This is a genomic window from Pseudomonas sp. Colony2, assembly GCF_019382755.1.
GTDB lineage: Bacteria > Pseudomonadota > Gammaproteobacteria > Pseudomonadales > Pseudomonadaceae > Aquipseudomonas.
In genome coordinates this window covers 4,364,500-4,389,672 of record NZ_CP080030.1, presented here as the reverse complement: position 1 = coordinate 4,389,672, position 25,173 = coordinate 4,364,500, and the positions used below count along the sequence as shown (strand labels likewise).

21 protein-coding genes are annotated in these 25,173 nt (G+C 62.1%); 17 read left to right on the top strand and 4 right to left on the bottom strand.

The annotated features are described in order from the left end of the window. The first annotated feature begins 1 nt into the window (after position 1). The 6 genes from JV201_RS17380 (at position 2) to JV201_RS17355 (ending at position 7,380) form a co-directional block, all read left to right on the top strand. A complete protein-coding gene (locus tag JV201_RS17380) occupies positions 2-343 on the top strand; it encodes an FKBP-type peptidyl-prolyl cis-trans isomerase (protein ID WP_003211564.1) in 342 nt (113 codons plus the stop codon). A 12-nt stretch (positions 344-355) separates the two neighbouring features. After that, positions 356-958 (top strand): N-acetyltransferase, encoded by a 603-nt coding sequence (locus tag JV201_RS17375; protein WP_178965242.1) that lies wholly within the window; start codon positions 356-358, stop codon positions 956-958. A gap of 581 nt (positions 959-1,539) precedes the next feature. Continuing rightward, positions 1,540-2,256, top strand: coding sequence for an MgtC/SapB family protein (locus JV201_RS17370; protein WP_003211562.1), 717 nt, complete (start codon positions 1,540-1,542; stop codon positions 2,254-2,256). Positions 2,257-2,549: 293 nt separating this feature from the next. Then, entirely contained in the window at positions 2,550-3,176 is a 627-nt protein-coding gene (locus tag JV201_RS17365; RefSeq protein ID WP_003211560.1) for a response regulator transcription factor, read from the top strand. A 1-nt stretch (position 3,177) separates the two neighbouring features. Continuing rightward, positions 3,178-6,813, top strand: a complete 3,636-nt coding sequence (locus JV201_RS17360; RefSeq protein ID WP_219405791.1) for a transporter substrate-binding domain-containing protein — start codon at positions 3,178-3,180, stop codon at positions 6,811-6,813. Between the two features lie 135 nt (positions 6,814-6,948). Continuing rightward, complete coding sequence (locus JV201_RS17355) at positions 6,949-7,380, top strand: chemotaxis protein CheY (protein WP_177019722.1); 432 nt, start codon at positions 6,949-6,951, stop codon at positions 7,378-7,380. Here JV201_RS17355 and dkgB read toward each other — a convergent pair. From dkgB to JV201_RS17335, 4 genes are all read right to left on the bottom strand, one after another. Then, the gene (gene dkgB, locus JV201_RS17350; protein WP_003211554.1) at positions 7,377-8,180 is read right to left on the bottom strand and encodes a 2,5-didehydrogluconate reductase DkgB; all 804 of its coding nucleotides are present in this window, start codon (positions 8,178-8,180) and stop codon (positions 7,377-7,379) included. The two genes, JV201_RS17355 and dkgB, sit on opposite strands and share 4 nt — an antisense overlap. Before the next feature lie 293 nt (positions 8,181-8,473). Further along, positions 8,474-10,084: a hypothetical protein gene (locus JV201_RS17345; RefSeq protein ID WP_219405790.1), complete on the bottom strand. Its 1,611-nt coding sequence runs from the start codon at positions 10,082-10,084 to the stop codon at positions 8,474-8,476. 65 nt (positions 10,085-10,149) lie between these two features. Continuing rightward, positions 10,150-11,886, bottom strand: a complete 1,737-nt coding sequence (locus JV201_RS17340; protein WP_219405788.1) for a hypothetical protein — start codon at positions 11,884-11,886, stop codon at positions 10,150-10,152. Next, a complete protein-coding gene (locus tag JV201_RS17335; RefSeq protein WP_219405786.1) occupies positions 11,883-13,709 on the bottom strand; it encodes a tyrosinase family protein in 1,827 nt (608 codons plus the stop codon). Before JV201_RS17335 ends, JV201_RS17340 begins: the two co-directional genes overlap by 4 nt. Positions 13,710-13,847: 138 nt before the next feature. Here JV201_RS17335 and JV201_RS17330 point away from each other — a divergent pair, with 138 nt between their 5' ends. From JV201_RS17330 to JV201_RS17280, 11 genes are all read left to right on the top strand, one after another. Further along, the gene (locus JV201_RS17330) at positions 13,848-14,333 is read left to right on the top strand and encodes an Lrp/AsnC family transcriptional regulator (RefSeq protein WP_023658935.1); all 486 of its coding nucleotides are present in this window, start codon (positions 13,848-13,850) and stop codon (positions 14,331-14,333) included. Between the two features lie 519 nt (positions 14,334-14,852). After that, the gene (locus tag JV201_RS17325; RefSeq protein WP_087694077.1) at positions 14,853-15,446 is read left to right on the top strand and encodes a transposase; all 594 of its coding nucleotides are present in this window, start codon (positions 14,853-14,855) and stop codon (positions 15,444-15,446) included. A gap of 59 nt (positions 15,447-15,505) precedes the next feature. Beyond that, positions 15,506-17,104: a ShlB/FhaC/HecB family hemolysin secretion/activation protein gene (locus tag JV201_RS17320; RefSeq protein ID WP_219407197.1), complete on the top strand. Its 1,599-nt coding sequence runs from the start codon at positions 15,506-15,508 to the stop codon at positions 17,102-17,104. Positions 17,105-17,128: 24 nt separating this feature from the next. Then, positions 17,129-18,928, top strand: a complete 1,800-nt coding sequence (locus tag JV201_RS17315; RefSeq protein ID WP_219405784.1) for a DUF2341 domain-containing protein — start codon at positions 17,129-17,131, stop codon at positions 18,926-18,928. 11 nt (positions 18,929-18,939) lie between these two features. After that, positions 18,940-19,365: a biopolymer transporter ExbD gene (locus tag JV201_RS17310; protein ID WP_003211540.1), complete on the top strand. Its 426-nt coding sequence runs from the start codon at positions 18,940-18,942 to the stop codon at positions 19,363-19,365. A 3-nt stretch (positions 19,366-19,368) separates the two neighbouring features. Then, the gene (locus tag JV201_RS17305; RefSeq protein ID WP_177021673.1) at positions 19,369-20,076 is read left to right on the top strand and encodes an energy transducer TonB; all 708 of its coding nucleotides are present in this window, start codon (positions 19,369-19,371) and stop codon (positions 20,074-20,076) included. Positions 20,077-20,117: 41 nt separating this feature from the next. After that, entirely contained in the window at positions 20,118-21,815 is a 1,698-nt protein-coding gene (locus JV201_RS17300) for a putative porin (protein ID WP_219405783.1), read from the top strand. 17 nt (positions 21,816-21,832) lie between these two features. After that, on the top strand, positions 21,833-22,459 hold the full coding sequence (locus tag JV201_RS17295) for a DNA repair protein (protein ID WP_219405782.1): 627 nt from the start codon (positions 21,833-21,835) through the stop codon (positions 22,457-22,459). 20 nt (positions 22,460-22,479) lie between these two features. After that, complete coding sequence (locus JV201_RS17290; RefSeq protein ID WP_219405781.1) at positions 22,480-22,962, top strand: YbjN domain-containing protein; 483 nt, start codon at positions 22,480-22,482, stop codon at positions 22,960-22,962. Next, entirely contained in the window at positions 22,959-23,894 is a 936-nt protein-coding gene (locus JV201_RS17285) for a peptidylprolyl isomerase (protein ID WP_219405780.1), read from the top strand. Before JV201_RS17290 ends, JV201_RS17285 begins: the two co-directional genes overlap by 4 nt. A gap of 51 nt (positions 23,895-23,945) precedes the next feature. Continuing rightward, a complete protein-coding gene (locus tag JV201_RS17280) occupies positions 23,946-24,923 on the top strand; it encodes a LysR family transcriptional regulator (RefSeq protein ID WP_003211527.1) in 978 nt (325 codons plus the stop codon). The last annotated feature ends 250 nt before the right edge of the window (positions 24,924-25,173 follow it).

The following is a 25,173-nucleotide window of genomic DNA, read 5'->3' as shown; positions in this document are numbered from 1 at the left end:
AATGAGCACCGAACTGGAAATCACCGACATCCGCCTCGGCGACGGCAAAACCGTGGTCAAAGGCGCCCTGATCACCACGCAATACACCGGCACTCTGGAAGACGGCACGGTGTTCGACTCCTCATGGGAACGCGGCAAGCCATTTCAGTGCGTGATCGGCACCGGTCGCGTCATCAAGGGCTGGGACCAGGGGCTGATGGGCATGAAAGTTGGCGGCATTCGCACGTTGTTTGTGCCGGCGCACCTGGCCTACGGCGAGCGCTCGATGGGGGCGCATATCACGCCCAACAGTAATTTGCGGTTTGAGATTGAGTTGCTGGAAGTACTGACGCGGGATGATTGAGGGGCGGTGAACATGGATGTTGTTGAAGCAGGGGAGTTGCCGCGCAGTTCGATAGCGGGCATTCGGGTGGTTGAGCTGACCCTTGAGGATGAAGCCGAGTTGCAGCGCTTTTTCGAAGCAGCCCCGGAATATTTTCTCGCGGTCAACGGTGAGCCAGCCTCACCCACGGAGGCGCGAGATGAGTTGACTCTTCAACTGCCTGGTACCTGGAGCTACACGCGGATGTATTGGATTGGCTACCGCAATGCCGAAGGGCAGTTGGTTGCGGTGGTGAATGTGGCGTCGGATCTGTTGGCGGTCGGGGTTTGGCATATCGGGTTGCTGTTGGTGGCCACGCCGTTGCATGGCACCGGGTTTGCGCGGCAGTTGCATGCCGATTTCCAGGATTGGGTAGTGAGCCTGGGCGCACGCTGGTTGCGGCTGACGCTGGTGGTGGGGAACGTCAAGGCTGAGCGGTTCTGGCCCCGGCTTGGGTATGTTCAGGTGCGGACTCGGGATGGCATCGAGATGGGGCGGCAGGTGAATCGGGTTTCCATTCAGGTGAAGGCGTTGGCGGGTGGGGCGATCAATGAGTATTTGGCGCTGGTGGAGCGTGATCGACCGTCTTCTGCGTAGCAGCTGTCGAGCCTGGGAGAGGCTGCGTTCGGCGACTCGGTGGAGTGTCTGGCTTGATGATCGCAGTGTGGCCGACGCAGCCTCGCTTGGGCTCGACAGCTGCTACGGGGGGGGAGAGCTGCGCAGTGGTGCGTACCTGAACCCTCCCTGAAGAACCTGCCCAAACCCATCGGGTAAATTTTCCTACGGTTTACTCTCATTAATTCGGAGCGTAAGCTTCGCGCGTTTTCATCAATAGCGGAGACCCTCAGTGGGTACTTGTTCGAGTGACAGTCGTCGGCCGGTCTCGATAACCGGCACATACTTGGCAAGATAACGCGCATTTTTCCGATGCCGTTGTCTCGCCCAGAAGCGAGAAGCGGCATTTCGATGGCGGCCAGTCCTGGCCCGATTCCGAATTCCCTCTCATCGACGCTAACAGTACGTGATGCCTTGCATCGCGGTACTGCGGACGCGCCTGTCGTTTGCGACGGGCGGGCCTGTCCTGTCGTGCCCGTGACTCAATCACGGCCCAGGATGGTCGTACCTGGCCGAAGGTTTCCTTGCGTAAGTTTGGCTGGTAATGAATAGGGAAGACGCCTATGCAAGCAATCAACAACATCAACCTCAACTCGCTGATCGACACGCTGGTCAGCCTCACCGCGGCCTTCATTCTCGGTGGCCTGATCGGGTTTGAGCGTCAGTACCGCCAGCGCACGGCGGGGCTGCGCACCAACGTGCTGGTGGCGGTGGGAGCGGCGATTTTCGTCGACATGGCCAACCGCCTGGGAGGCGCCGAAGGGGCGGTGCGGGTCGTGGCCTATGTGGTCTCAGGCATCGGTTTTCTCGGTGCCGGTGTGATCATGCGTGAAGAAGGCAACGTGCGCGGCCTGAATACTGCGGCCACGCTCTGGGCGTCGGCGGCGGTGGGTGCCTGTGCCGGTGCCGACCTGATCCTCGAAGCGCTGCTCGGTACACTGTTTGTGCTGGCGGCCAACACGCTGCTGCGCCCGATCGTCAATAACATCAACCGCCAGCCACTGGACGTGGTGTCGGCCGAGGTGACCAACATTCTGTATGTGGTGGCCCGGCGTACCCAGCAGAAGGCGGTATTGGCCTTGCTCGAAGCCGAACTTGCTCGCTGCAACTACCCGGCCAGTGATGTGGACGTACGTCCCTTTGGTCCTGAAGAGGTGGAAATCGAGGCGACGCTGGCCGTGACCTCGGTAGACGGTGACGAACTGGATGCGCTGGTGGCCCGTATTTCCACTTCAGCCCTTGTGGTGCAAGCGTTCTGGAGTCCGAGTACCACCGACTAGGCCGCCTTGGCGCCCCCGGGACCGGCTCTTTACTATGCTTATGGTGAGGAAAATTCCTACATTCAGCTGGGACTATCCCTTCAGTTGTTACGCCGTTCCATTGGTAAGGTTGCGCGCTTGCGACTAGCCAGGCACGCAGGTGCCGCCTACCTAGGGTTATGCGCTGTTCAAATGGAGGGACCCGACTGCTGCTTGTAGGACTGTTCAGTTCCGTTCGTCGGAACTGTCATTTCTCACAGGTAGATAGGTCCCGTGTGATGTGTAACGGTACTGAATCCTCCCAGGGGAGCCTTATGAGCAAAGCTTTAATCGTGGATGACCATCCATTTATCCGCGCAACCGTCCGCTACTTGCTGAAGCAGGAAGGCTTCGACACGATCTTCGAGGCCGGCAACGGCGCCGATGCCATGCAGATTGCCCGGGAGGAGCGCCCCGAGCTGATCATCCTCGACCTGGCGATGCCGAAGCTGGGTGGCCTGGAGGTGATCAGCCGGATCAAGGCGCTGGGCCTGCCGTGCAAGATCCTGGTGCTGACGTCCTACCTGGCGGTGTTTTTTTCCACCCGCTGCATGCGTGCCGGCGCGATGGGGTTTGTCGCCAAGACCGGCGAGCTGGATGAGCTGCAAAAAGCGATCAAGGCCGTGATGTCCAACTACAGCTGCTTTCCGAGCCTGCCCACCAGCTCGGTGCGCCGCGACGATTTGCAATCCACCGAGCAGGACCTGGTGGCAGAGCTTTCCGACCGCGAGCTGACCGTACTGCAGAAGCTGGCGCTGGGGTTGGGTAACAAGGAAATTGCCGAGGACATGTTGCTCAGCCACAAGACCATCAGCACTTATAAAACCCGACTGAAGGAGAAGCTGCGGATGTCGTCGGTGGTGCATTTGTCCAAGTTCGCCCAGCGCAATCATCTGATCTGAAATGATCAACTTTCGGGTCTTGTGGCTCAGCGCAAGTGTGCTGCTGGGCGCGCTCTGCACACAAGGCCTGGCGCTTGGCGAGCCGCGCACCCTGTATCTGTTGGGGCATTCAGTCATTGAAACGCCCGCCGTACGGCTGCATGAAACGCAGTGGAGCTGGCTGCGCGAACGGCGCCGGTTGTTGATGGGGATCTCTGGGCCCGACTACGCACCATTCGAGTTGAGCACCAGCGATGAACTCGAGGGGATTACGGCGGATTACGCGTCGCTGATCGCCGATGCGCTGAACATCACGATAGAAGTGCGCCGCTACGACAATCGCGATGAAGTCATCACCGCGCTCAAGCGTGGCGAGGTGGATTTTGTGGGATCTGCCAACGGCTACGAGGCGGCAGACCCGCAGTTGGTACTCTCGCGCTCCTATGCCATGGATCAACCGACCCTGGTCACCCGCACGGGTGACAGCCAGGGCCTGAGCAGCGACCTGGCCGATAAACGTGTGGCGATGTTTTATCACTACATGCAGCCTGACGCGGTGCAGGCGTTTTACCCCAATGCCCGGATCCAGCTGTTCCCTTCAACCTTCGAGGCCATCGGCGCGGTTGCGTTCGGCCATGCAGATGTTTACCTCGGCGATGCAATCAGCACCAACTACCTGATCAACAGGAACCACCTGAACAACGTCCGCATGGCCGACTTCTCGTCACTTGAGGTCAATCCCTTCGCGTTTGCATTTTCCCGGGACAACGCGCGCTTGCTGCCGATCATCAACGCGGCACTGGCGGTGATCCCGGTCAGCGAGCAGATGGAAATCCTGCGGCGCTGGAGTGCCGGCAACCTTGGGTTCCTGGGGCCGGACCGGTTGCGCTTGAGTGCCAGTGAACAGCGTTGGCTGGACAAGAACCCGAGGATCAAGGTCGCGGTACTCGACAAGTTCCTGCCGGTTTCATTTATCGACAAGCAGGGCGCGTTCGAAGGGTTGAGCGCCGAGGTGCTGGCCCGCATCAGCTTGCGCACGGGATTGAAGTTTGACTTCATTCCCGGCACCTCGATGCTCCGGCAAATCGACAGGGTCAACACCGGTGGTGCAGACATGATCGCGGTGGTCACCCCCAGCGTCGAGCGCACGGACAAGGTACGCATTACCCGGCCTTACCTGACCAATCCGTTTGTGTTGGTCAGTCGCATTGATGACGGCAGCCCCCTTACCCTGGAAGACATGGCCGGCAAGCGCCTGGCGCTGATTGGCAGCAATAGCCTGCAGGAGGGCATCGCCCAGGACTATCCGAGCATCAAGTTCGTGGACGTCGAGAACCCCGAGCACGGCATGGAGCTGGTGGCCGATGGCGGTGCCGATGCCGCCGTCAATACCTTGATCAGCGCCCGCTACATGATTGCCCGCGAGTACCGTGACCGGTTGCGGATCACCAGCACGGTCGGGTCCGAGCCGGCCCGCATAGCCTTTGGCGTCAACCGCAGCCAACTGGAGTTGTATTCGATCCTCGACAAGGCGCTGCTGAGTATTACGCCCCAGGAAATGGACGAATTGGCTGGCCACTGGCGTAGCGAGGTATTGGTTGAAGACAGCTACTGGGCGCGGCACCGCAATGCGATTATTCAAGGTTTCAGCCTGGCGGCGCTGCTGTTGCTGATCACCCTCGGCTGGGCGATTTATCTGCGTCAGCTGATACGCAAGCGCGTCGAGGCCGAACGGGCGCTGAGTGATCAGATGCGCTTTATGGGCGTGCTGATCGACGGCACGCCCCATCCGATTTATGTGCGTGATCGCCTGGGCCGGCTGATGGCGTGCAATAGCGCTTACCTTGATGTGTTCGGTTTCAAGCTGGAGGACGTGACCGGTAAAACCGTGGTCGAGACCGACACCGGCAATCGCCCCCAGGCCGAGTCTTTTCATCAGGATTACCTGCGCTTGATGGCGCGGGGCGAGCCACAGATCCAGGACCGCGTGCTCAAGGTGCCGGGCGGTGCGGTCCTGACCATCTACCACTGGATGCTGCCGTACCGCGACGGTAATGAGCAGGTGGTGGGCATGATCGCCGGCTGGGTGGATGTCAGCGAAAGGCAGCAACTGCTCGGCCAGTTGCAGGAGGCCAAGGAGGATGCCGACGCGGCCAACCGCGCCAAGACCACGTTTCTCGCGACCATGAGCCATGAAATCCGCACGCCCATGAACGCCGTGATCGGCATGATCGAACTGGCCCTGAAAGCCGCCGAACAAAACCGGGCCGACCGCGATGCGCTGGAGGTGGCCGCTGATGCGTCACGGGGCATGCTGGAATTGATCGGCGATATCCTCGATATCGCGCGTATAGAATCGGGCCACCTGTCCCTGACCCTCGAGCCTTCGAACCTGCACGAGTTGCTGGCGTCGGTGGCGCGGGTTTTCGAGGGGCTGGCGCGGGCCAGGGGCCTGGTACTGCAGGTGGAGCTCGACCCGCTGATTGATCGGTACGTGCTGGTGGACCCGATGCGCTTCAAGCAAGTGGTGTCGAACCTTTTGAGCAACGCGATCAAGTTCACCCCTCACGGCCGGGTGCGGCTTGGCGCGTCCGGCTCGTCGGCGATTGCCAGCGGCTACTTGAACCTCAGGCTGTGGGTGGAAGACACCGGCATCGGCATCAGTGTCGAAGACCAGAAGCGCCTGTTCAACCCGTTTATCCAGGGCAGCAACACTGCGCAATCGGCGCGCAGCGGTTCGGGCCTGGGCCTGGTCATCAGCCGCAACCTGTGCGAGATGATGGGGGGACAATTGCAATTGAGCAGCCTGCTGGGGCAGGGCACTCGGGTGGATGTCACCCTGGAGCTGGCAGTCGCCGACACCACGCTGATGCCGCCCGTACCGGTTGCCGTGGAAACTCCGCCGGCCCACGCGCTGAACATTCTGGTGGTGGATGACTACCCGGCCAACCGGCTGCTGCTGGCCCGGCAATTGAGCTTCCTGGGGCACCGGATCACCACCGCCGAAGATGGCGTCGAGGGGCTTGAGTTGTGGCTGTCCGGGCATTTTGACGGGGTGATTACCGACTGCAATATGCCGTTCAAGGACGGTTATGAGTTGGCGCGGGATATCCGCACCCTTGAGGGCGAGCGTGGCCTGGCGCCGTGCCTGTTGCTGGGGTTTACCGCCAACGCCCAGCCCGAGGAAGCCGAGCGCTGCCGGCAGGCGGGCATGGATGGCTGCCTGTTCAAACCCACCGGGCTTGAGGATTTGCATGCGGCCCTGGCGCGGCGCACGGCCACACCTTCGGTGGCGCCCGGCACCACGGATGAACTGGCGGCAGACTTTGACTTGAGTCACCTTGAGAAACTGACCGGCGGGGATATCGACGCGGTGAAGGAGCTGCTGGCGCCCTTGCTCGACAGCCTTGAGGCAGACCATGGGCAGCTGGTGAACCTGCAACGCAAGGCAGACTTTGCCGGCCTGCATGACCTGGCCCATCGCACCAAGGGCGGGGCAAAGATGGTCAAGGCCCATGCACTGATGGTTTGCTGCGAGGTATTGGAAAGCGTTTGTGAACGTCAGGCCCGCGACGAATTGGCCAGTGCCGTCGATGGCATGGATGAAGCGCTCGCGCACCTGCACCACGCGCTGTCGGGGTATTGCAATCAGACTTGACCGGTGCGGAGGGGTATTGAGCTGTTTGGGACAACTCCTACGTGAAGGTGGAACAAGCCTTATTTAGTCTTCGGAATATGTCTGGAAAATAGTGCGTCCAGTCCTTCACGAGCGCTTCTTGCTCAGGTGTTCGCCATGCCAAACAAAGCACTGACCCTCCTGATCGCCGATGAACAGCATCTGCAACGACTGTACATCGAAAAAATGCTCAACCAACTGGGCTACTACCGCATCGTTCCGGTGCAGACCTTCGAAGAAGTGCGGATCCTCACGGCGATTCCGGCCAGGCCGTTCGATGTGCTGATCATCAACGCCGGGCTGGCAGACAGCGACGGCGGGGTGCTGGCCTTCCAGGAACAGCACCCGCAGATTCGCCATGTGCTGGTCTACGATAGCCGCGAACTGGGCACGCCGGCCGCCGCACCAACCCTGCTGGTGCGCCTGCCGGGTACGCCGGACAGCATCAACCTTGAACACTTCATGGACATCATCGACCCGCCGTCAGCCACCGACGGGTTGCGGGTGTTGCCGTGGCTGCGGGAGTTGTCCGGCAGCCCTGCGGCTTAGTCCCAGTTCGGCGCGATGCCTTTGGGGCTGGTCAGCCGATGGCCACGCTCCAGGGCGGCGATCTGCGCCATGTCAGCGTCACTCAGGGTCAGGTCCAGAGCCTTGAGGTTGCTGGCCAGGTTGGCGCGCTTGGTCGACGACGGGATCACCGCGTAGCCCAGTTGCATGGCCCACGCCAGGGTCACTTGCGCCGGGGTTGCCTGATGACGTTCGGCGATCTGCTGGATCACCGGGTCCTTCAGCACTTCGCCGTAGGCCAGGGTCATGTAGGAAGTGATCTGGATGCCATGGGCCTTGGCAAACTCCGCCACGGTGCGGTTTTGCAGGTACGGGTGCAGTTCCACCTGGTTGGTCGCGATGTGCTCGGCACCGACGGCGGCAATTGCCTGCTTCATCAGGTCGACGGTGAAGTTGGAAATACCGATCTGGCGGGTCAGGCCCTGGCGCTTGGCTTCCAGCAACTGGCCCATGAACTCGGCGACCGGTACCTGGTCTTCCGGCGATGGCCAGTGGATCAGGGTCAGGTCCAGGTAGTCGGTCTGGAGTTTGCGCAGGCTTTCCTTGAGGCTGGGAATCAGCTGGCCTTCGGCGAAGTTGGCGATCCAGATCTTGCTGGTGATGAACAGCTCGTCCCGTGGGATGCCGCTGTCGGCGATGGCCTGGCCGACGTCGGCTTCGTTTTCGTAGATTTGTGCGGTGTCGATGACGCGATAGCCCAGCTCCAGGCCGGTGCTGACGGAGTCGATGACGACCTGGCCTTGCAGGCGGAACGTGCCGAGGCCGAATGCGGGAATGGACATGAGTGACTCCTGAAGTGATGTGAACAATGGAGTCGAGTATCGGCCTCTCGTTCCTTCGGAAAAACCGCTGAATCCGAAAAGGACTCTTTACCAAAAGTCATGAGTGGCCGGCGGGTGGCCACACGATATCCCTCGAGAGCGGTCTTACCGGGCAGATGCGGGGGGCTGTCGGACATTTCGGGCGTTACTTGATAAGGGGCGCCTCTTTTAACCAGCAGGAGCTAGCGCAAGGACCAAATGCTCAAGGCCTTACAGCACCGAGAAACCTTGAGCAGCGGTCTGAACAGTCGAGTTCAGGGTGAACCGTCCTTGAGGGTCTGGAAGGCTTTTACGCGCTTGACCAGGCTTTTCTTGCTGGCCGAATCGGCACTGTTGAACAGGAACGAAAAGTCCGAGGCCAGGGTCGAGCTGCCGGCGATGGTCGCGTACTGGTGACAGGCATTGCAGTTATCGCCCTGGACGTAGGTCTCCAGGGTGGTGTTGGCCACCGGTACGTTGCCCTGGCTGATAAATGGCCCGTAGGACAGCGGCACTTGCGCACTGACACCCGGTTCCGGCTGGGTGGGCGGGTTGGGGGTGAGGGTCCAGAGTACGTTGATCAGTTTGTAGTACTGGAACACCGACTTGCCCTGGCTCTGCTGGGCAAAATTGGCCTGCACCGCGCCGTTAAGCGCCTGCAGTTCAGTGGGCAGCGGATGTTCCCGGGTGGTCTGCACGGGTTGGTCCCGTGGAAACGGCTCGGTGCAGTCGCGGTCCGGATGCTGCTGCTTGCACTGGATACGCGCAACGTTCGGCGTGCATTCGGGGCCGGTGCCGCAGTTCGGGTTGTTGAAGGCAAAGCTGTCGGGCGGCGTTTGTTGTGGCGGCACCTGGTTGGGTTCCGGCACGTTGTCCACTTGCTCGAAGGTGGTCCAGATGAAGTTGGGCGAGGCCTGGGTCTTGTTGATGATATGCAGGCCCACCAGGCCCACCACCTGCTGGGTGCACTGCAAGGTGGCCGGGTTTTTGAGCCAGGCGACGGTGGTCAGGTAACGTCCGTAGAGCTCGGGTTTGCCGGTGAGAATTCGCCATGCTGCCTTGACCTCCAGAGCTCCCAGTTGCTCCTGCGGCACCGGGTTGGGCGGCAGCGAGCGCATGGGTTCACCGATGGGCAAGGACAGCCCGCCGGGGTTCTGGTTGTCGAGGTTCTGCGCGACTTTCAGCTGGTTGGCCGCGTCGTACAGCCCTTTGCTGACGATGTAGTCGAACTCGGCCTTGCCCACCTTGCGTTCAAAAAACACCAGGTTCTGCGACTGGTCTGTCAGCCAGCCGCCGGAGGCTTCCATGATCGGGTCCGGAATCGAGGCCAGGGTGCCGCTGGACAGGTGAAACCCATGCCGCGCGTTGATCGCGCTTTCGGAGGTGGCGGTCATGAACTTGCGCGCTCCCACCGACATCGCCCTGAGGCTGCCCTGGGTGCTGCAATTGGACGGCACCAGGGTTTGCACGCCCCAGCCGGTGGGCGCGGGCGCGCCGGGCAGGAAGATATCGTTGGCGTCCTTGTAGCTGGCCCATACCGGCGCCACGCTCATCGGCTGCCCGGAGGCAGTCGGTACACCGAATTGCGCCAGGGTACTGTTCATGTCCGGCTCACCCGCGAGGGCAGGTGTGGCTGGCCAACCGAGATTCACCGGCCAGTTCAGGGCAATGAACAACTGCCAGCCAAAGCAATTCATGAAGCTCTGGCCGGTGGCGTTGAAGTTGTTGATCGGCAGGAAGCCGCCGCTTTTCGGGTTGAACACCAACTGTTGCTGCACGCAAGCGTCGGCGTCGGAAGTGGGGGATGCGTAGGCGGCCTGCATGGCGAACAGGCTCAGCACCACACTGGTCAGCAGCGATAAAACACTCAAGCGTAACCTGGACATCATCGCGCTCCTTGCAAGCAGGTAAAGCCGCACCCTGGGTGGGTGCGGCTGATGGGCTGTATCAGTCAGGCGCCAGGCACCAGCGCCAATCCGGATTCCCATGGGTGTTCCGCCGCGCTGGGGTTATCGGCTTCGCCCGGGTTGAGGGCGCGCACTGTCATCAGCCCCGGTGCGGCAGTGGGGCTTACGGTGATGGTCAGCAGGTAGCCCTGGGTGCCACCGGAGTTGGTTTGCCCGGGGATGGCCGAGGCATCCGGCAGGAACTTTGTGACCTGCGCCGTCACCCCAGGATTGGAGAATTGCACCCGCGCCGTCTCGGCGGTGGTCTTGAGGTCGGCGCCTTGCACCACCAGGGCAAACTGCCCGCTGGTGCCGGGTGCCAGCCAGGCCGGCAGGTCGGTGGGTGACTGCCCGTAGAACAGGTCCAGCGGCAGCAGCTGTACCGGCCAGGGTTGCACGCCGTTGACCCGGTCCGTCACGCACGGGCAGGAATCCGGCGTCGGGCTGATGGGCGTGGTTGTCACACTCAGGCCCACCAGCAACTGCGGGGCAATCACCCACACGTAGTCGATCGGCTGGCCGCTGATGGTGATGTCGTTGATCGAGAACCCGGCGCTGACCGGCACTTCAAACACCGCTTGCAGAATCTGGTCGGAGCCGTTGGCGGCGGACTTGGCGGTGCCACGGGTGATTTTCCAGTACTGGCTGACGTCCTGGCCCTGGGGGCCTTTCCACGCCGAGAAGTCGGTGGGTTGTTGCAGGTACAGGCCGATGGGGTTGGTCAGCGACAGCCGGTTGTTCACTGCCACGCTGTTGGCCGAGAAACCGATATGCGGATCGGAGTTGCGGTAGTTCTGCCCGTATTGCGCGCAGCAGATCAATGCCTGGGAATTCTGGCTGCTGCTCAATGGCCGCAGGATGGTCGCCGCGGCAGCCAGGTACACCTCGGCGCTCAGGGTGTTGGGGCCGGAGGTCAGGTGCATCGCACCGCCGTACTGGCCAGGCACACAGGCGGTGCCGGCGTTCCATTTGTTGACGGTGTCGTAGGCCGGTTGACCGGTGGTGGGGTCGATGACCGGGTCGCCGGCCTTACCGGTCGGGCAGTCGGCGGTGTAGCGCAGGTACAGGTCTTCGAGTTGCACCTGTGGGTCGATGTAGTCGCGATACAGCCCCAGTACAGCAGTCGGATCGATGCGCCACATGGCCAGGAAATACGCCGGGTTTTCGCAAGTGAAGGTGATCTTGCGCATGTTGCCGTCGGCATCACGCACGATGGACCACTCGCAATATTCGTCAAGCCAGCCACGGGGGCCAGAGGGCGAGAAATCCTTGTACTTGCCTTGCCAGTCGATGCTCGGGCAGCGAGTGACGGGCAGTTGCAGCAGGGTGCCTTGCTTGTTCGGGTCGTAGAGCATGTACAGGGTGTTGTTGATCGTAATCTGGCCGTTGTCGGTCAGCTCCATCACCTGTTGCATGGACATGGCCTTGCCGCCCAACTGTGGAATCACCGCCGTGCCGTTGTTGTAGAAAAACGTCCACAGCCGATTGGGGAAGGGCGCCCAGGTAATCGCCGGCGGCGTTGTGGGGCCGTAGCCTTCCACCAGTGGGTTGTAATAGCCCGAGCGCGGCGCGTCATTGAGGCCCGACCACGGGTTGCCGATGATCGCGGACTGCGTCCAGCCGGTGAGGTCGTTGTTCCAGTCGGTTTCAAACTGCGGCAACTGGTTTTCCAGGCCCAGCTTGTTGTAGTCCTTGGGAGCTTGCCCGGCGGGAGAGGTGAATTGTTTGAAGGGTGTGCTCATGTCGATTCTCCAGGTGTTGTTGTGGTGGAAACGGAGCAGCAACCGGCACTGGGAGCAGGGCCGGCGACGGTTTGGCGCGGGTCGTCCCACACCAGTTGGGCGATAAAGCCAGGCAGCGGCGCGTACTCTTGCGGCGTCAACACCCGGGCACTATCGAGATGGGTCACCACCACGGATAACTGCGTGGTGTCAGTGGGGCGAAGGTTCAATGCGGCAGCAGTGCGCGCGGCATTCAGCGCGCGTGACACGCCATGGGTGATGCAGCGGCCCTTGTCATCCACCAGGCCCATGCCGATGCGACTGAAGCGCCCGACATAGTGCGGATTGTCGGCGCTCACCTGCTGCGGCGTGGCGTCGGGCTGGTTGAGGAATACGTCGATCAGGTAGGTGTCGTGGGTGCAGCGCACATGGTCGAACACCACCCACGGGCCCAGTCTTGCGGTTTGTTCCTGCGCTTGCATCGGCGTCGAACTTTGCTGGCAGCAGGCTTTTGCGGCCGGGCGGCGGGTGCCAAAGGGCGGTGCGACGGGCACACCGTAGTCATAGCCGATATGCCGACTGTCCTGGGCCATGTCCCCCAGGGTGGTGTAGCGCCAGGCGTCGGCACTGGTGAAGGTGACATCGTCGGCCTCGCTGCCGGCAAACGGCTGGAGCAGGCACTGGGTGGTGTACTGCGCTGCCGGGTGGGCGCGGATCCAGACCTCCAGCATCCGGTCGATATTGGCGTGGTAGGAGCTGAACACCGGGTCGAACGCGGTGTAGGCGTTGTCGGCCATGTCGCCGCCGATCCAGCCGTGATAGTTGTCGTGGGGCTGCTCGTAGAGCCCGTCGAAATTCAGCGCACGGTTGGGGTACAGGTCATCTTCCTGGGGGGGATCAAACACCGGGATGTTCGCCCAGGGATAACCTGGCACGCCCTGGGGCTGGCTGAAGGTGTTGAACTTCAGGGCATCGACCACCTGTTGCTGGAAAATCCGGCTCATGCCGTACAACTGGGTGCGTTCGACGCGCTGCGTTTCGCCCCGGGTGTAGAACAGCGGATTGCGTTGCACGAAGCGGCAGTCCACACCCGGGATGCTGGCCTTTTCACAGACCTTCGAACAGCCGTCCTTGGCAGCGGCGTAGCGCAACGGATTAGGGCGAACCTCGCCGGTGTGCGGGTGCACGTAGGTTTCATCGAGAAACGCCTGGGGCAAGCCGGCCTGGGGGCTGCCGTCGACACTGGCGTCTTCGGCCATCCAGTCCCAGTAGGGGATGGGGCAGTCGATCAGCGCTTCCAGGTACAGCAGATAGGCCCGGTGCCACAGGGCAAACGCTTCCTGGTAATGCAGGCACCAGTTGGTGTGGATATAGGCGTAACGCTGCCACGGGGAGCCGCTGTCGGCGTTGGCCACCTGCATTACGTCATCGAGGCGTGAGCGGTACAGGTTCAGTTGTTCCTGTGTCAGTGCGCGAATGTCCTGGCGCACGCGTTTGACCGGGTGAGGCAGGTCGGGTGGGGGGATGCGTTCTGCCTCGTCGAACGGTGAGGCGGGAGTGAGGCGCCAGCCCTGGTTGACCCACAGCCTGAAGGTTTCCAGCGCGTCGATGGGCCAGAACTGCTGCTGGTCGAGGGTCAGCGGCATGCTGCGGGAGGCCAGGTGCTGGTAGATGGTTTCGGACCAGGTCTTGACGGAGGCGGGGTCTTCGAGGAATACGAAGTAGGCGTTCATGCAGCCCACCCAGGAGGCGGCGACGGCGGCGCGTTGCTCTTGGGGGATCCAGTAGGGGGCGCTGAATAGGCCGTGGATATCGGTGGCCCATGTCGGTTTCGCGACTATCATAAGATCCCTCTCATGCGGCCCCGGTGCCTGATTTGGCTGGGCTGCTAAGCTGGATTGATGTTAGTGCGCCACCGCGCAGGATTTGTGCAAATTGGTGGGTGTTTACGGTGGATTCATTGCAGTTTTTTCAAGGAAGATATGGAAAAAATGACAGATGCCATGGATTTGAAGATTCTGGGGAAATTGCAAAGGGATTGCAGTCAGAGTCTGGAGTTGTTGAGTGACAGTGTCGGGCTGTCTTCAACCAGTTGTTACCGGCGTATCAGGCGGTTGGAGAGTGTCGGGATCATCAAGGCCAAGGTGGCGGTGCTGGATGAGCGCAAGCTTGGGATTCAGGTTACGGCGTTCTTCCTGATCAAGCTTGATAGGGACAGCAATGATATCGACCGCAAGATGCAGCATATCCTGGCGAGTCATCCGGAGATTCAGGACTGTTATCTGCTGACCGGGGAGTTTGATTTTGTGATGGTGGCGAAGTTTCGGGATGCCACTGAGTACACTGATTATATCTATCGGTTTTTAGAGATTTATCGGGATATTCCGATTCGTACTTATTCGTCTACTTTGGTAGTGCGGACGGTTAAGAAGTCTTATGAACTGCCGTTGCCGGGGTCTTTGGTTTGAGTACATATCCGTTTCTTCGGTAACGGCCGCTTATGGTTCCGCTCTTACAGCGGGTCACTTTTGGCAAACGCCCGGAATGCCGGCCCAGCCAAAAGTAACCAAAAGGTCTTTGCTCCACCACTCGGTGCCTCGCCTAGGCTCGGCATGCCCGCACTCCGTGGTTCTGCTTTTCTGTGGGAGCTGGCTTGCCTGCGATGCAGACAACTCGGTTTTTCAGATACACCGAGGCGATGCCATCGCAGGCAAGCCAGCTCCCACATTTGAACCGTGCCCGCTTTAACTTTTGATTTTGCTTCACAACACTCCAAAAGTGAGCCGCTGTAAGAGCGGAACCAATACCAGCCCTGACCGCAGCAACGGATATGCCCACCTCACCCCGCCCCAAAAAAGAAGCTTTTATGACAAAAGTTCGGTAGTCCCCAGCGACCCCAGTCTTGGCTATGTAACGCGCTCAACACCGCCAAAAAAGGCGACGTCAGAGCCGCAAGCAGGATGCCAGGAGTGGGGCGAATGGGAACTATGGAACGTTACTCGAAAGTCGGCATGCAGGAGCTCGACCAGCGCCTGTCAAAGATCGTCGAAGCCGCACGCAAAAAACCGGTCTCGGTCTACCGCTATGGCGCACCGTGGGTATGGATCGTCTCCCAGGACGACTGGCAAGGCGCGCTCAAGGAAGTCTCCAGCTACATCCCCGCAGGCCATTCACTGGTCTTGCTGCGCCCGCAGATCGACGACATCCTCGACCTCCACCGCGACCTGCTCCAGGCCCAACCCGGCACCCAGATCGCCCCCCAGACCGTCTTGCAGATCCTGCTGCTGCAACTCCTGTACTCAGTCCCCAACGAACAGCAACTGCACGAACAACTCAACTACAACCTGCTGTTCCGCTGGTTCGTCGGCCTCGACCTGAACCAGAAAGTCTGGGGCATCAACCTCCTGCAACGCGACATCGCCACGTTCCTGAACAACCCGCAGGCGGTGCAGTTGATCCAGAAAATCATTGGTGAAGTGTTCTGTGGCGCCTTGCTGCACATGCCGGAGTTCTCCCTGAACTTCGCCCTGCTGCACACCTGGCTCGCACGGCACGGCAACACCTCGATATCCAGCAATTGAACGGGCCAAACGCCGGGCAAACGGCGACGGCAATCATCTTGAGTAAACCAGGGGGCGGTGTGGAGCATCTGTTCAAATCAACGCTGGCGCTGTGCTGGCTGACGCTGGGTGCACTGGCGCAACCGCTACAGGCCGAAGAGCAGGGCACCCAGCCCGAGCCTCCGGCACGGCTGGTGGACGTCAACGAGTACTTCGTGCGCGGCAACACCGTGCTCGACGCTCGTGCGATCGAAGAGGCGGTGTACCCGTTTCTTGGCCCGCAAAAGACCCTCGCCGACATCGAAGGCGCCCGGGATGCCTTGCAGAAGATCTATCAGGCACGCGGCTATCAGTCGGTGTTCGTCGAACTGCCGGAGCAGAAGGTCGATGACGGAATCGTCTACCTGCAGGTCAGCGAAACCAAGGTCGGGCGCGTCCGCGTGGTCGGCGCCAAGCACTATTCGCCGGTGGAAATCCGCGAGGAAGTACCCGGCTTGAAGGAGGGCGCGGTTCCGGATTTCACCAGCGTGCAAACCCAACTCGCCGGCCTCAATCGCAGCGCCGGGCGGCAGGTCACGCCGCTGGTCCGCGAAGGCCAACGCCCCGGCACCATGGACGTCGACCTGCAGGTGGAAGACCAGAACCCCTGGCACGCCAGCCTCGGCCTGAACAACGACTACAGCGCCGACACCAAGGAGCTGCGCAGCGTCGCGACCCTGGGTTACGACAACCTCTGGCAACTGGGCCACAGCATTTCCCTGACCTACTTCACCGCGCCCCAGGACAGCGACAACGCCAAGGTCTGGTCGGGCTCCTACACCGCGCCGCTGACTGATCGCTGGAGCCTGCAGTTCTCCGGTTATCAGTCCGACAGCAACATCGCCACCATCGGTGGCAGCAACGTGTTGGGCAAGGGCCATTCCTACGGCGTGTCGGCGATCTACAGCCTGCCGGCCAGTGGCAATTGGGCCAATTCGTTCTCCGCCGGGGTCGACTTCAAGGACTTCAAGGAGCAGATGAAGTTTGGCGGCAGCACGGACGATATCCCGCTGAAGTACGCACCGCTGACCTTCGGCTACAACGGCTACCGCTACACCGAGCAGTCGCAATTGGGGCTGGGCTTGAGCCTGGTGGTGGGTACCCGCGCGTTCTTCGGCTACGGCAGCGACGCCGAGGAGTTCCAGTACAAGCGTGACAAGGCCAGCCCGAGTTTTGCGGTGCTCAAGGGTGACCTGAATTACACCTACACCTTCGGCAACGACTGGCAGTCGGCGTCCAAGGCCGGCTTCCAGCTGGCCTCGGGGCCGCTGGTGTCCAACGAGCAATATTCCGCTGGCGGCGCTACGTCGGTACGCGGGTATCTCGCCGCCGAACGCACCGGTGACGAAGGCTACCTGTTGTCCCAGGAGCTGCGCACGCCGTCCCTGGCCAAGTTTCTCGGCAGCTACGTGCAGGAGTGGCGCTTCTACGCGTTTGCCGAAGGCGCACGCCTGCGCCTGCATGACCCGCTGCCCGAGCAGGAAGACGAATACAGCCTGGCCAGTGTCGGCCTCGGCACCCGCGCCAGTTTGAGCAAGTGGTTGTCCGGCAGCCTGGATTGGGGCTACCCGCTGCTTGAAGGCCCAAATACCCAGAAACAGGACTCGCGACTGCACTTCAGTGTGCAGGCGACTTTCTGACCCCTTTTTTCGGAGACTCCTGACATGCAACGCCTATTTCTGAGCCTGTTGATCTGCCTGGGCTTCGCGCTCCCGGCCACCGCCCATGCCTGGTGGCAGGACGATTGGCACTACCGTAAACAGATCACGGTGGACACCACCTCCCAGGGCGCAGCCATCAGCCAGGCCCTGGGCCGCACTGCGTTGCTGGTGCGCCTGCACACCGGCAACTTCACCTTTGACGGGGTCAAGGACGACGGCGCCGACCTGCGCTTTGTCAGCGCCGACGACAAGACCGTGTTCAACCACCAGATCGAAAGCTTCGACCCGCTGATGGGCATGGCGCTGATCTGGGTCGATGTGCCCAAGGTCGAAGGCGGCCAGCGCCAGGACCTGTGGATGTACTACGGCAACCAGAAGGCGCCGGCCACCGCCAACGGCCAGTTGACCTTCGACCCGAACTACACCGCGCTCTACCACTTCGACGGCGCCAACGGCACGCCGCCCCGGGACACCACGGCCTACGGCAACACTGCCGTAAACGCCACCGGTGCGAGCATCGACGGCGTGATCGGCCGGGCCTTGCAGTTCAATGGCCAACCGTTGCTGCTGCCAGCCAGCCCGTCGCTGCAACACGCAGCGGGCGGCGCCTTCACTTTCAGCGCCTGGTTGCGGGTCGACCAGGCCAGCGGCGAGCAAGTGGTGGTGGCACGTCGCGAGGGCGCCCACAGCCTGTTGCTGGGCTTGAACCAGGGCATGCCGTTTATTGAAATCGACGGCCAGCGCGGCGTCTCGACCCAGCCGCTGAACCCCGGCCAATGGCAGCACCTGGCGTTCACCGCCGAGGGCGACAAGGTCTCGCTGTACGTCAATGGCCGTGAGACCGCGACCCTCGCAGTGGCGATGCCGGCGTTCAATTCGCCACTGGCCATCGGTGCCGATTTGCCGGAAGCCGCCAACGGGCACTTGCCGTTTACCGGGGCCATGGACGAACTGCGCTTGTCCAAGGTCGCGCGCCCGGCAGCCCTGTTGCTGGCCGATGCCACGGCCCAGGGCGCCGAGTCGAAACTGGTGGCCTATGGCGTGGATGAAGAACAGTCGGGCTTCGGCTTCGGCAGCCTGGGGTTCCTGCTCAAGGCGGTGCCGGTGGATGCCTGGGTGATCATCCTGGTGCTGGTGGGGATGATGTTCCAGTCGTGGTTCATCATGCTCCGCAAGAACCGCCAGGTCAGTCGCGTGAGTGCTGCCAACGATATCTTCCGCGAGCAATTCGCACAGATCGGTACGCGCCTGGAGATGTACTACGACGACGCGTTACTGGCTGAGCGCCTGACCCATTCCTCGCTGTGGCGCCTGTACCGGGTCGCGGTCAAGGAAATCCGCACTCGCCGCGCCCAGGGCGCCGACACCTCGTCGGTCTCGGCAGCCACCATCGAAGCCATCCGCTGCTCCATGGACGGCGTGCGTACCCGGGAAAACCAGCAGCTCGGCGCCAAGCTGTCGACCCTCTCCAACGCGATTGCCGGTGGCCCGTATATCGGCCTGCTCGGCACCGTGCTGGGGATCATGGTGGTGTTCCTCGGCACGGCGATGGCCGGCGACGTGAACATCAACGCCATCGCCCCGGGTATGGCGGCGGCCTTGCTGGCCACGGCCATGGGCCTGTTTGTCGCGATCCCCGCGCTGTTTGGCTACAACCGCCTGATTACCCGCAACAAGGAAGTCAGCGCCGACATGCGCGTGTTCGTCGACGAGTTCATCACCCGCCTGGCGGAGATGCACGGCGAGAGCCAGCACAGTGAAGCGGCGCACCGTCGCGACCACCACGCCCACGTCCCGGCCTGAGGAGAATCAGCATGGCTTCCGTGAATGCCTCCCACGACGATGACGATGACGCACCCGTCGACAGCATCAACATCACGCCCCTGGTGGACGTGCTGATGGTGGTGTTGGTGATGTTTATCCTCACCGCCACCGCCCAGGTCTCGGGGATCCAGATCCACCTGCCCAAGGCCAGTGCTTCGGTATCGCTGTCCGAGGCCAAGACCAAGGCCATCTCGGTGAACGATGGCGGCCAGGTGTTTCTCGACGCTTATCCGGTGACCTTGCCTGAGCTGGAAGAGCGCCTGCGCATCGAGAAAGCGCTGAACCCGGACTTCCCGGTGATCGTGCGCGGCGACGCCATGGTGCAGTACCAGAAGGTCATCGAAGTACTCGACCTGCTGCGTCGCCTGGAGCTGTCCCAGGTCGGGCTGGTCACCGGCAAACCGAGCCAGGGCTGAGTCATGACCGCACAGATGCCGATCGCGCCGACGCCCCTCAAGAACAAGCCGCCATTGCGCCCGCTGAAGTGGGGCATTGGCCTGCTGCTGGGCGCCGTGGCTGCCTGGTTTCTCTGGCAGTGGGCCAATGACATGAGTGGCGTGCGCCGTGAAGCGCCCAAGGTGCCCACGATTATTCCGCTGCCGCCACCGCCACCACCGCCACCGGAAAAACCCAAGGAACCGGAGCCCGAGGTGCAGGAAAAAATCCCCGAGCCGGAACCCACGCCGACCCCCGACGAGGTCAAGCCCGAGGAAGAGGCACCGCCTTCGCCAGCAGACGACCTGGCCAACCCGATGCAGATCGACGGCGACGCGCAGTCTGGTACCGACGGTTTCAACATCGGTGCCGGCAAGGGCGGCGGCATGGCCGGTTCCGGTGGTGGCGGGCTCGGCACCGGGACGTTCAAGCAGTACCTGGCCGGGGTGTTCCAACGCCTGCTGCGGGAAGACCCGGAGCTGCGCAAGAAGGCCTACACGGTGCAGGCCGACCTGTGGCTGAGCGCAGACGGCGAGGTGACGCGCGTGGAGCTGGCCAAGTCCAGCGGCGACGCCGACACCGACGCCCAGGTGCTGGCCGCGTTGCGTGCCACACCGCGGCTGAAGGAACGCACACCCGCCTCAATGACCCTGCCGGTACGCCTGTCCCTCAAGGGCCGGCGCCCGGATTGATCGAACCCTTTTCTGCAGTTTTCTACAGGAGTTGTGTGCTGATGATTTCCCACGTGAATCGATTGACCCTGGCGGTCGGCATGGTCATCGCGACCCTGGTCGGCCAGGCGACGGCCGCCGCCGCGCCTTCGGAAAACGCCACGATCAACCTGATCCGCCTGCTGGTGCAGCAAGGTGTGCTCAAGCAGGAACAGGCCGACGGGCTGATCGCCCAGGCTGAAAAGGAAGCCCGGCAGGCACGCCAGGCCAGCACCGCCACGGCGGTAGCGGCAGGCCCAGCGGCGGCCCCCGGCGATGTGCGGGTGCAGTACGTGCCGGCCGCGGTGCGCGACCAGATTCGCGACCAGGTCAAGGCCGAGGTCATGGCCACCGCCAAGCAGGAAAACTGGGCCCAGCCCAACACCTTCCCGGAGTGGGTCTCGCGCATCAGCTTCGACGGCGATATTCGCCTGCGGGATGAGTCGCGCTATTTCTCGGGCAACAACAGCAATGAAATCGTCGATTACGCCAAGCTCAACGACAGCGGCCCCTACGACGTGAACAAGAACACCAACACCAAATTGCCGCCGCTGCTCAACACCCGCGAAGACCGCGAGAACCTGTTCCGCCTGCGCGCCCGCCTGGGCATGAAAGCCGTGATCTCGCCGGAATGGACCGCCGGCATCCGCCTCGGCACCGGCAACGACAACAACCCGGTGTCCACCACCCAGACCCTGGGCGGCGGCTTCGGCAAGAAAGACATCTGGCTCGACCAGGGCTACCTCACCTGGAAGACCACTGACTACATGACCCTGACCGCCGGACGTTTTGCCAACCCGTTCTATTCCACCGACATGATGTATTCCGGCGACCTCAACTTCGACGGTGTGGCGGCGATCTTCAACCACAAGCTCAACAGCGACTGGGGCCTGTTCGGCACCCTCGGCGCGTTCCCGGTGGAATACAGCCCCGACACCGCCACCACCAACGGCTTCGACAAGGACGAGAGCGAAAACAAATGGCTGTTCGGCGGGCAGATCGGCGCCGACTGGAAGATCAACCGCAGCAACAGCCTGAAGGGCTCGATGGCCTACTACCACTTCGGCGATATCCAGGGCGAACGCTCCAGCCCTTGCTCGCCGTGGGCCGGCCAGCCGGCGTGCGATACCGATGGCACGCGCCTGGCCTTCATGCAGAAGGGCAACAGCGTGTTCCTGCTGCGAGACATCACCCCCAACCCGGCAACGCCTGGCCTGACCCCGCAACCGCAATTCGTCGGCCTGGCGTCCAAGTTCAATGTGCTGGACCTCAACCTGGCGTGGGACAGCGAGCTGCCGGAAGACCTCAAGCTGCGCAGCCAGACCAACTTCATCCACAACCTGGCCTACGACAAGGGCGAGATGCTCAAGCGCAGCGAAGGCCAGATCGTCAACAACCTCAACCGCGACGGCCAGTTTGAAAGTGGCGGCAATGCGCTGCTGGTGCAGTTCACCCTCGGCAGTGCGCTGGAGATGCGCAAGAAGGGCGACTGGAACGTGCTGGCCGGCTACAAATACATCCAGCCGGATGCCTTGCCGGACGGCTTCAACGACTCCTCGTTCCACCTCGGCGGCACCAACGCCAAGGGCTATTTCATCGGCGCCAACTACGGCCTCGACAAGAACATCTACGCCAGTGCCCGTTGGCTCAGCGCCTCCGAAGTGTATGGCGCGCCGTTTGAAGTGGATGTCATGCAACTGGAACTCAACACGCGCTTCTGATGCGCCGGAGAAAGCTCATGAACACGCGAATTTGCGGCCTGCTTCTACTGCTCGTTACCACCGGCGCTTCGGCTGAGGGTATGGAGGAGCGCCTGCGCACTCAGCTGCGCAGCACCACCCAGCAGTTGCAGGCGCTGCAAAGCGAGCAGGCCCAGGCCAGTGCCGCACGCATCGCCGCCGAAACCCAGGCCAAGCAGGCCCAGGCGCAGGTCAAGCAACTGACCGCCGAACTGGAAAAGACCCGTGGCGTGGCCGAGCAACTGGTGGGCCAGCAACAGAGCCTGCACAGCCAGGCCCAGGCCCAGGTGGCCGCGAGCAATGAGCAGGTGGGCAAGTTCAAGAAAGCCTATGAAGACTTGCTGGTAATCGCCCGGGGCAAAGAAACCGAGCGCGCACGTTTGCAGGCGCAACTCACGGAACGTGACACACAAGTGCAGCAATGTTCAGTCAAGAATCAACAGATGTACGACGTGGCCCAGCAGTTGCTGACGGCCTACGAAAAAATCGACGTGGCCGACGTGATGAGCATCCGCCAACCGTTCGCCAGCAGCGCCCGGGTCAAGTTCGAGGAACTCGCCCAGGGTTTTGGTGACGGCCTTTACCTTAATCGGTTCGATGCTCCACAGACCGTCACTAATCATTGATCGACAAGGAAGATACCCCTATGAGCGACGTACAACTGATCACCAGCGTGACCCCGCAAGCCTTGACCGAGCTGCTGCAGGAAGCCGGCTACCGGGTCAACCAGACCGAGCAGAACGGCATCGTGCAATTGCTCAGCGCAAGCCAGGGCATTGGCTTCGCCGTGCGTTTCGGCAACCCGGCGGCAGAGCAGGGCCGCTACGTGGACTTCACCTACAGCTGCGCGCTGCGGGTGCAGGGCGAATTGCCCGAGGGGCTGGCCCAGGTCTGGAACGCTTCCCGACGTTTTGCGCGGTTGTCGTTGCAGGGTGAGTTCCTGCTGATGGAGATGGACGTGGTGGCCGCCGGCGTGGGTGCGCCGTACTTGCGCAATCAGCTGGAATTGTGGGACCGCCTGCTGCAGGAATTCATCGTCTACCTGCGTGAATACAGCCAGCAAGCCGCCCAGCTCCAGGCCGGGTCCGCGCCTGCTGTCGACGCGCGCGAAGAGGCGCCTGCACTGTGAAGAAACCAGCCCTGGTGGTCGGCGCTAGCGCCCTGGTGGTGCTGGCGGTCGCGGTGGGGTTGAGCCTGCGGCCGGGCAGTGACCCGGTCGCAGCCCAGCAGCCGGCGCCGGTGGCCGTGAAGGACGGGCCGGCGGTGGCGCGCCTGGGCAACCAGCAGATCGACCTCGCCGAACTCAAGTCGGTGTTGGCCGCCTTGCCGACGGAAACCCGCGAGCAGTTGCGTGGCAACCGTGGCTCCCTGGAAACCTGGCTGCGTTCGCGCCTGGCGCAAAAGGCCGTGCTTGAACAGGCCGATGCCCAGGGCTGGCGGCAGCGCCCGGAGGTGGAGCAACAGACCCGCGCCGCCACCGAGCAGATCGTGTTTCGCGACTACATGTTGTCCGTCAGCCAGGTGCCGACGGATTACCCCAGCGCCGCCGAATTGCAGCAAGCCTATGACAGCGGCAAGGCACAATGGGTGACGCCGCCGTTGTACCAGGTCAGCCAGATTTTCCTGGCCGTGAGCGACCCGCAAACCGTCGACAATGTGCGCCGCCAGGCCCAGGAGTTGAGCCGCAAGGCGCAGGCCTCGCCAGGCGAGTTTGCCGCCCTGGCCAGCCAGTATTCCCAGGACCCCGACAGCGCCCGGCGCGGTGGCGATTCCGGGATGCAGCCGTTGCAGCAACTGGTGCCTGAAATGCGCGGTGTGGTGGCGCGGCTCAAGACGGGCGGGGTGTCGGAGCCGGTGCAGAGTGCGGCGGGTTTTCACGTGCTCAAACTCACTGGGCAACAACCGGCGCGCACCGCCACGCTGGATGAACTGCGGGGCCGCTTGACCGAGGCCTTGCGTGCGCAACGCCAGGAGCAGATTGCCAAGGCCTACCTGGAAGGCATGCTCAATACCGCGACCTTGAGTATCGACGGCGCCGAGCTGAACAAGGTACTGGAGTAAAACCGTATCACCGCATTGGATGCACAGTACCCACAAGACAGGGAGTCTCCCATGGTGTTTGTTGAACCGGCTGTACCCCACGGCGTCGCGCCTTATCGTGCGTCGACCGAATCCCGCGAGGCCTGGCTGGCCCTGGCGGCCGCCATCGAGCCCGAGGTGGCGCAGTATTTCCTGATCAGCGCCCGCTGTGGGTGTTTCATGCAGGCGGCTCGCAGCCTCAATATCAAGGCCACACAGTTGCGCAAGCGCCTGGCGCAGCTGGAAGAGCAACTGCGGCGTTCGCTGTTCAGCTATCAGGGCAATGTCCTGGCCCTGAGTCGTGAAGGGCAGCAGTTGCAGGCGCAGTTGATTGCCCTGGCGCATGAGCGACGCTTGCCGGTGCTGGAGCAACCGTTGATTCGGCTGGCGGTTGCCGAGTCGATCCTGCATGACATTCTGGGGCGGGACCTGATTGCCCTGTTGCGGCGCAATGCGAGTGTGCGGCTGGAGATCATTTCCATCGACAGCGAGTTGGGGTTGCAGGCGCTGGATGCGGATGTGGTGGTGTGGTTGTCGGGGATGGATTCGCCGGGGGCGGGGCCGAGTTTTGCCATTGGGGCGCCAGAGGTGTTGGCGCGGTTGGATTATTCGCCGCATATTGCCAAGCGGTATTCGCGGTTGGCGGTGCGGCCGGACAGCATTGAAGACCTTGCGGATTATATGTTGGTGCAGTGGCAGCCGGACCGGCAGGTGGAGGCGCTGCGGCCGTGGAATAGCCTGGTGGAGCAGCGGCTGGCGGGGGTGGTGCGGGTGGAAGCGTATCCGCTGATGCTGGAGATGATTCGGTGCAGTGCGTGTATTGGGTTGTTGCCGCGGTACATGAGTTGTTTTGATCGTGGGTTGACGGCGTTGGATGGGGTATTTCTGGAGGGGATGCAGCGGCAGGTCTGGATGGGGGTGAGTGCTGATGTGCGGCATCCGCTGGAGGTGGGGTGGGTGGTGGAGATGATTCGGAATACGTTTCTTGAGCGGGGGGAGTGGTTTGATTGATTGATTGATTGAGTACATATCCGTTTCTTCGGTAACGGCTACTTATGGTTCCGCTCTTACAGCGGGTCACTTTTTTACAAACGCCTAAAAAAGTAACCAAAAAACGCTTTGCCCCACCACTCGGTGCCTCGCCTAGGCTCGGCATGCCCGCACTCCGGCAAGGCTCCGCGGGCCGCCGCGACGGGCCATCCATGGCCCGGCGCGGCTAAATCGGCATCCTTGCCGATTTACCCGCTCCACCGTGCCTACT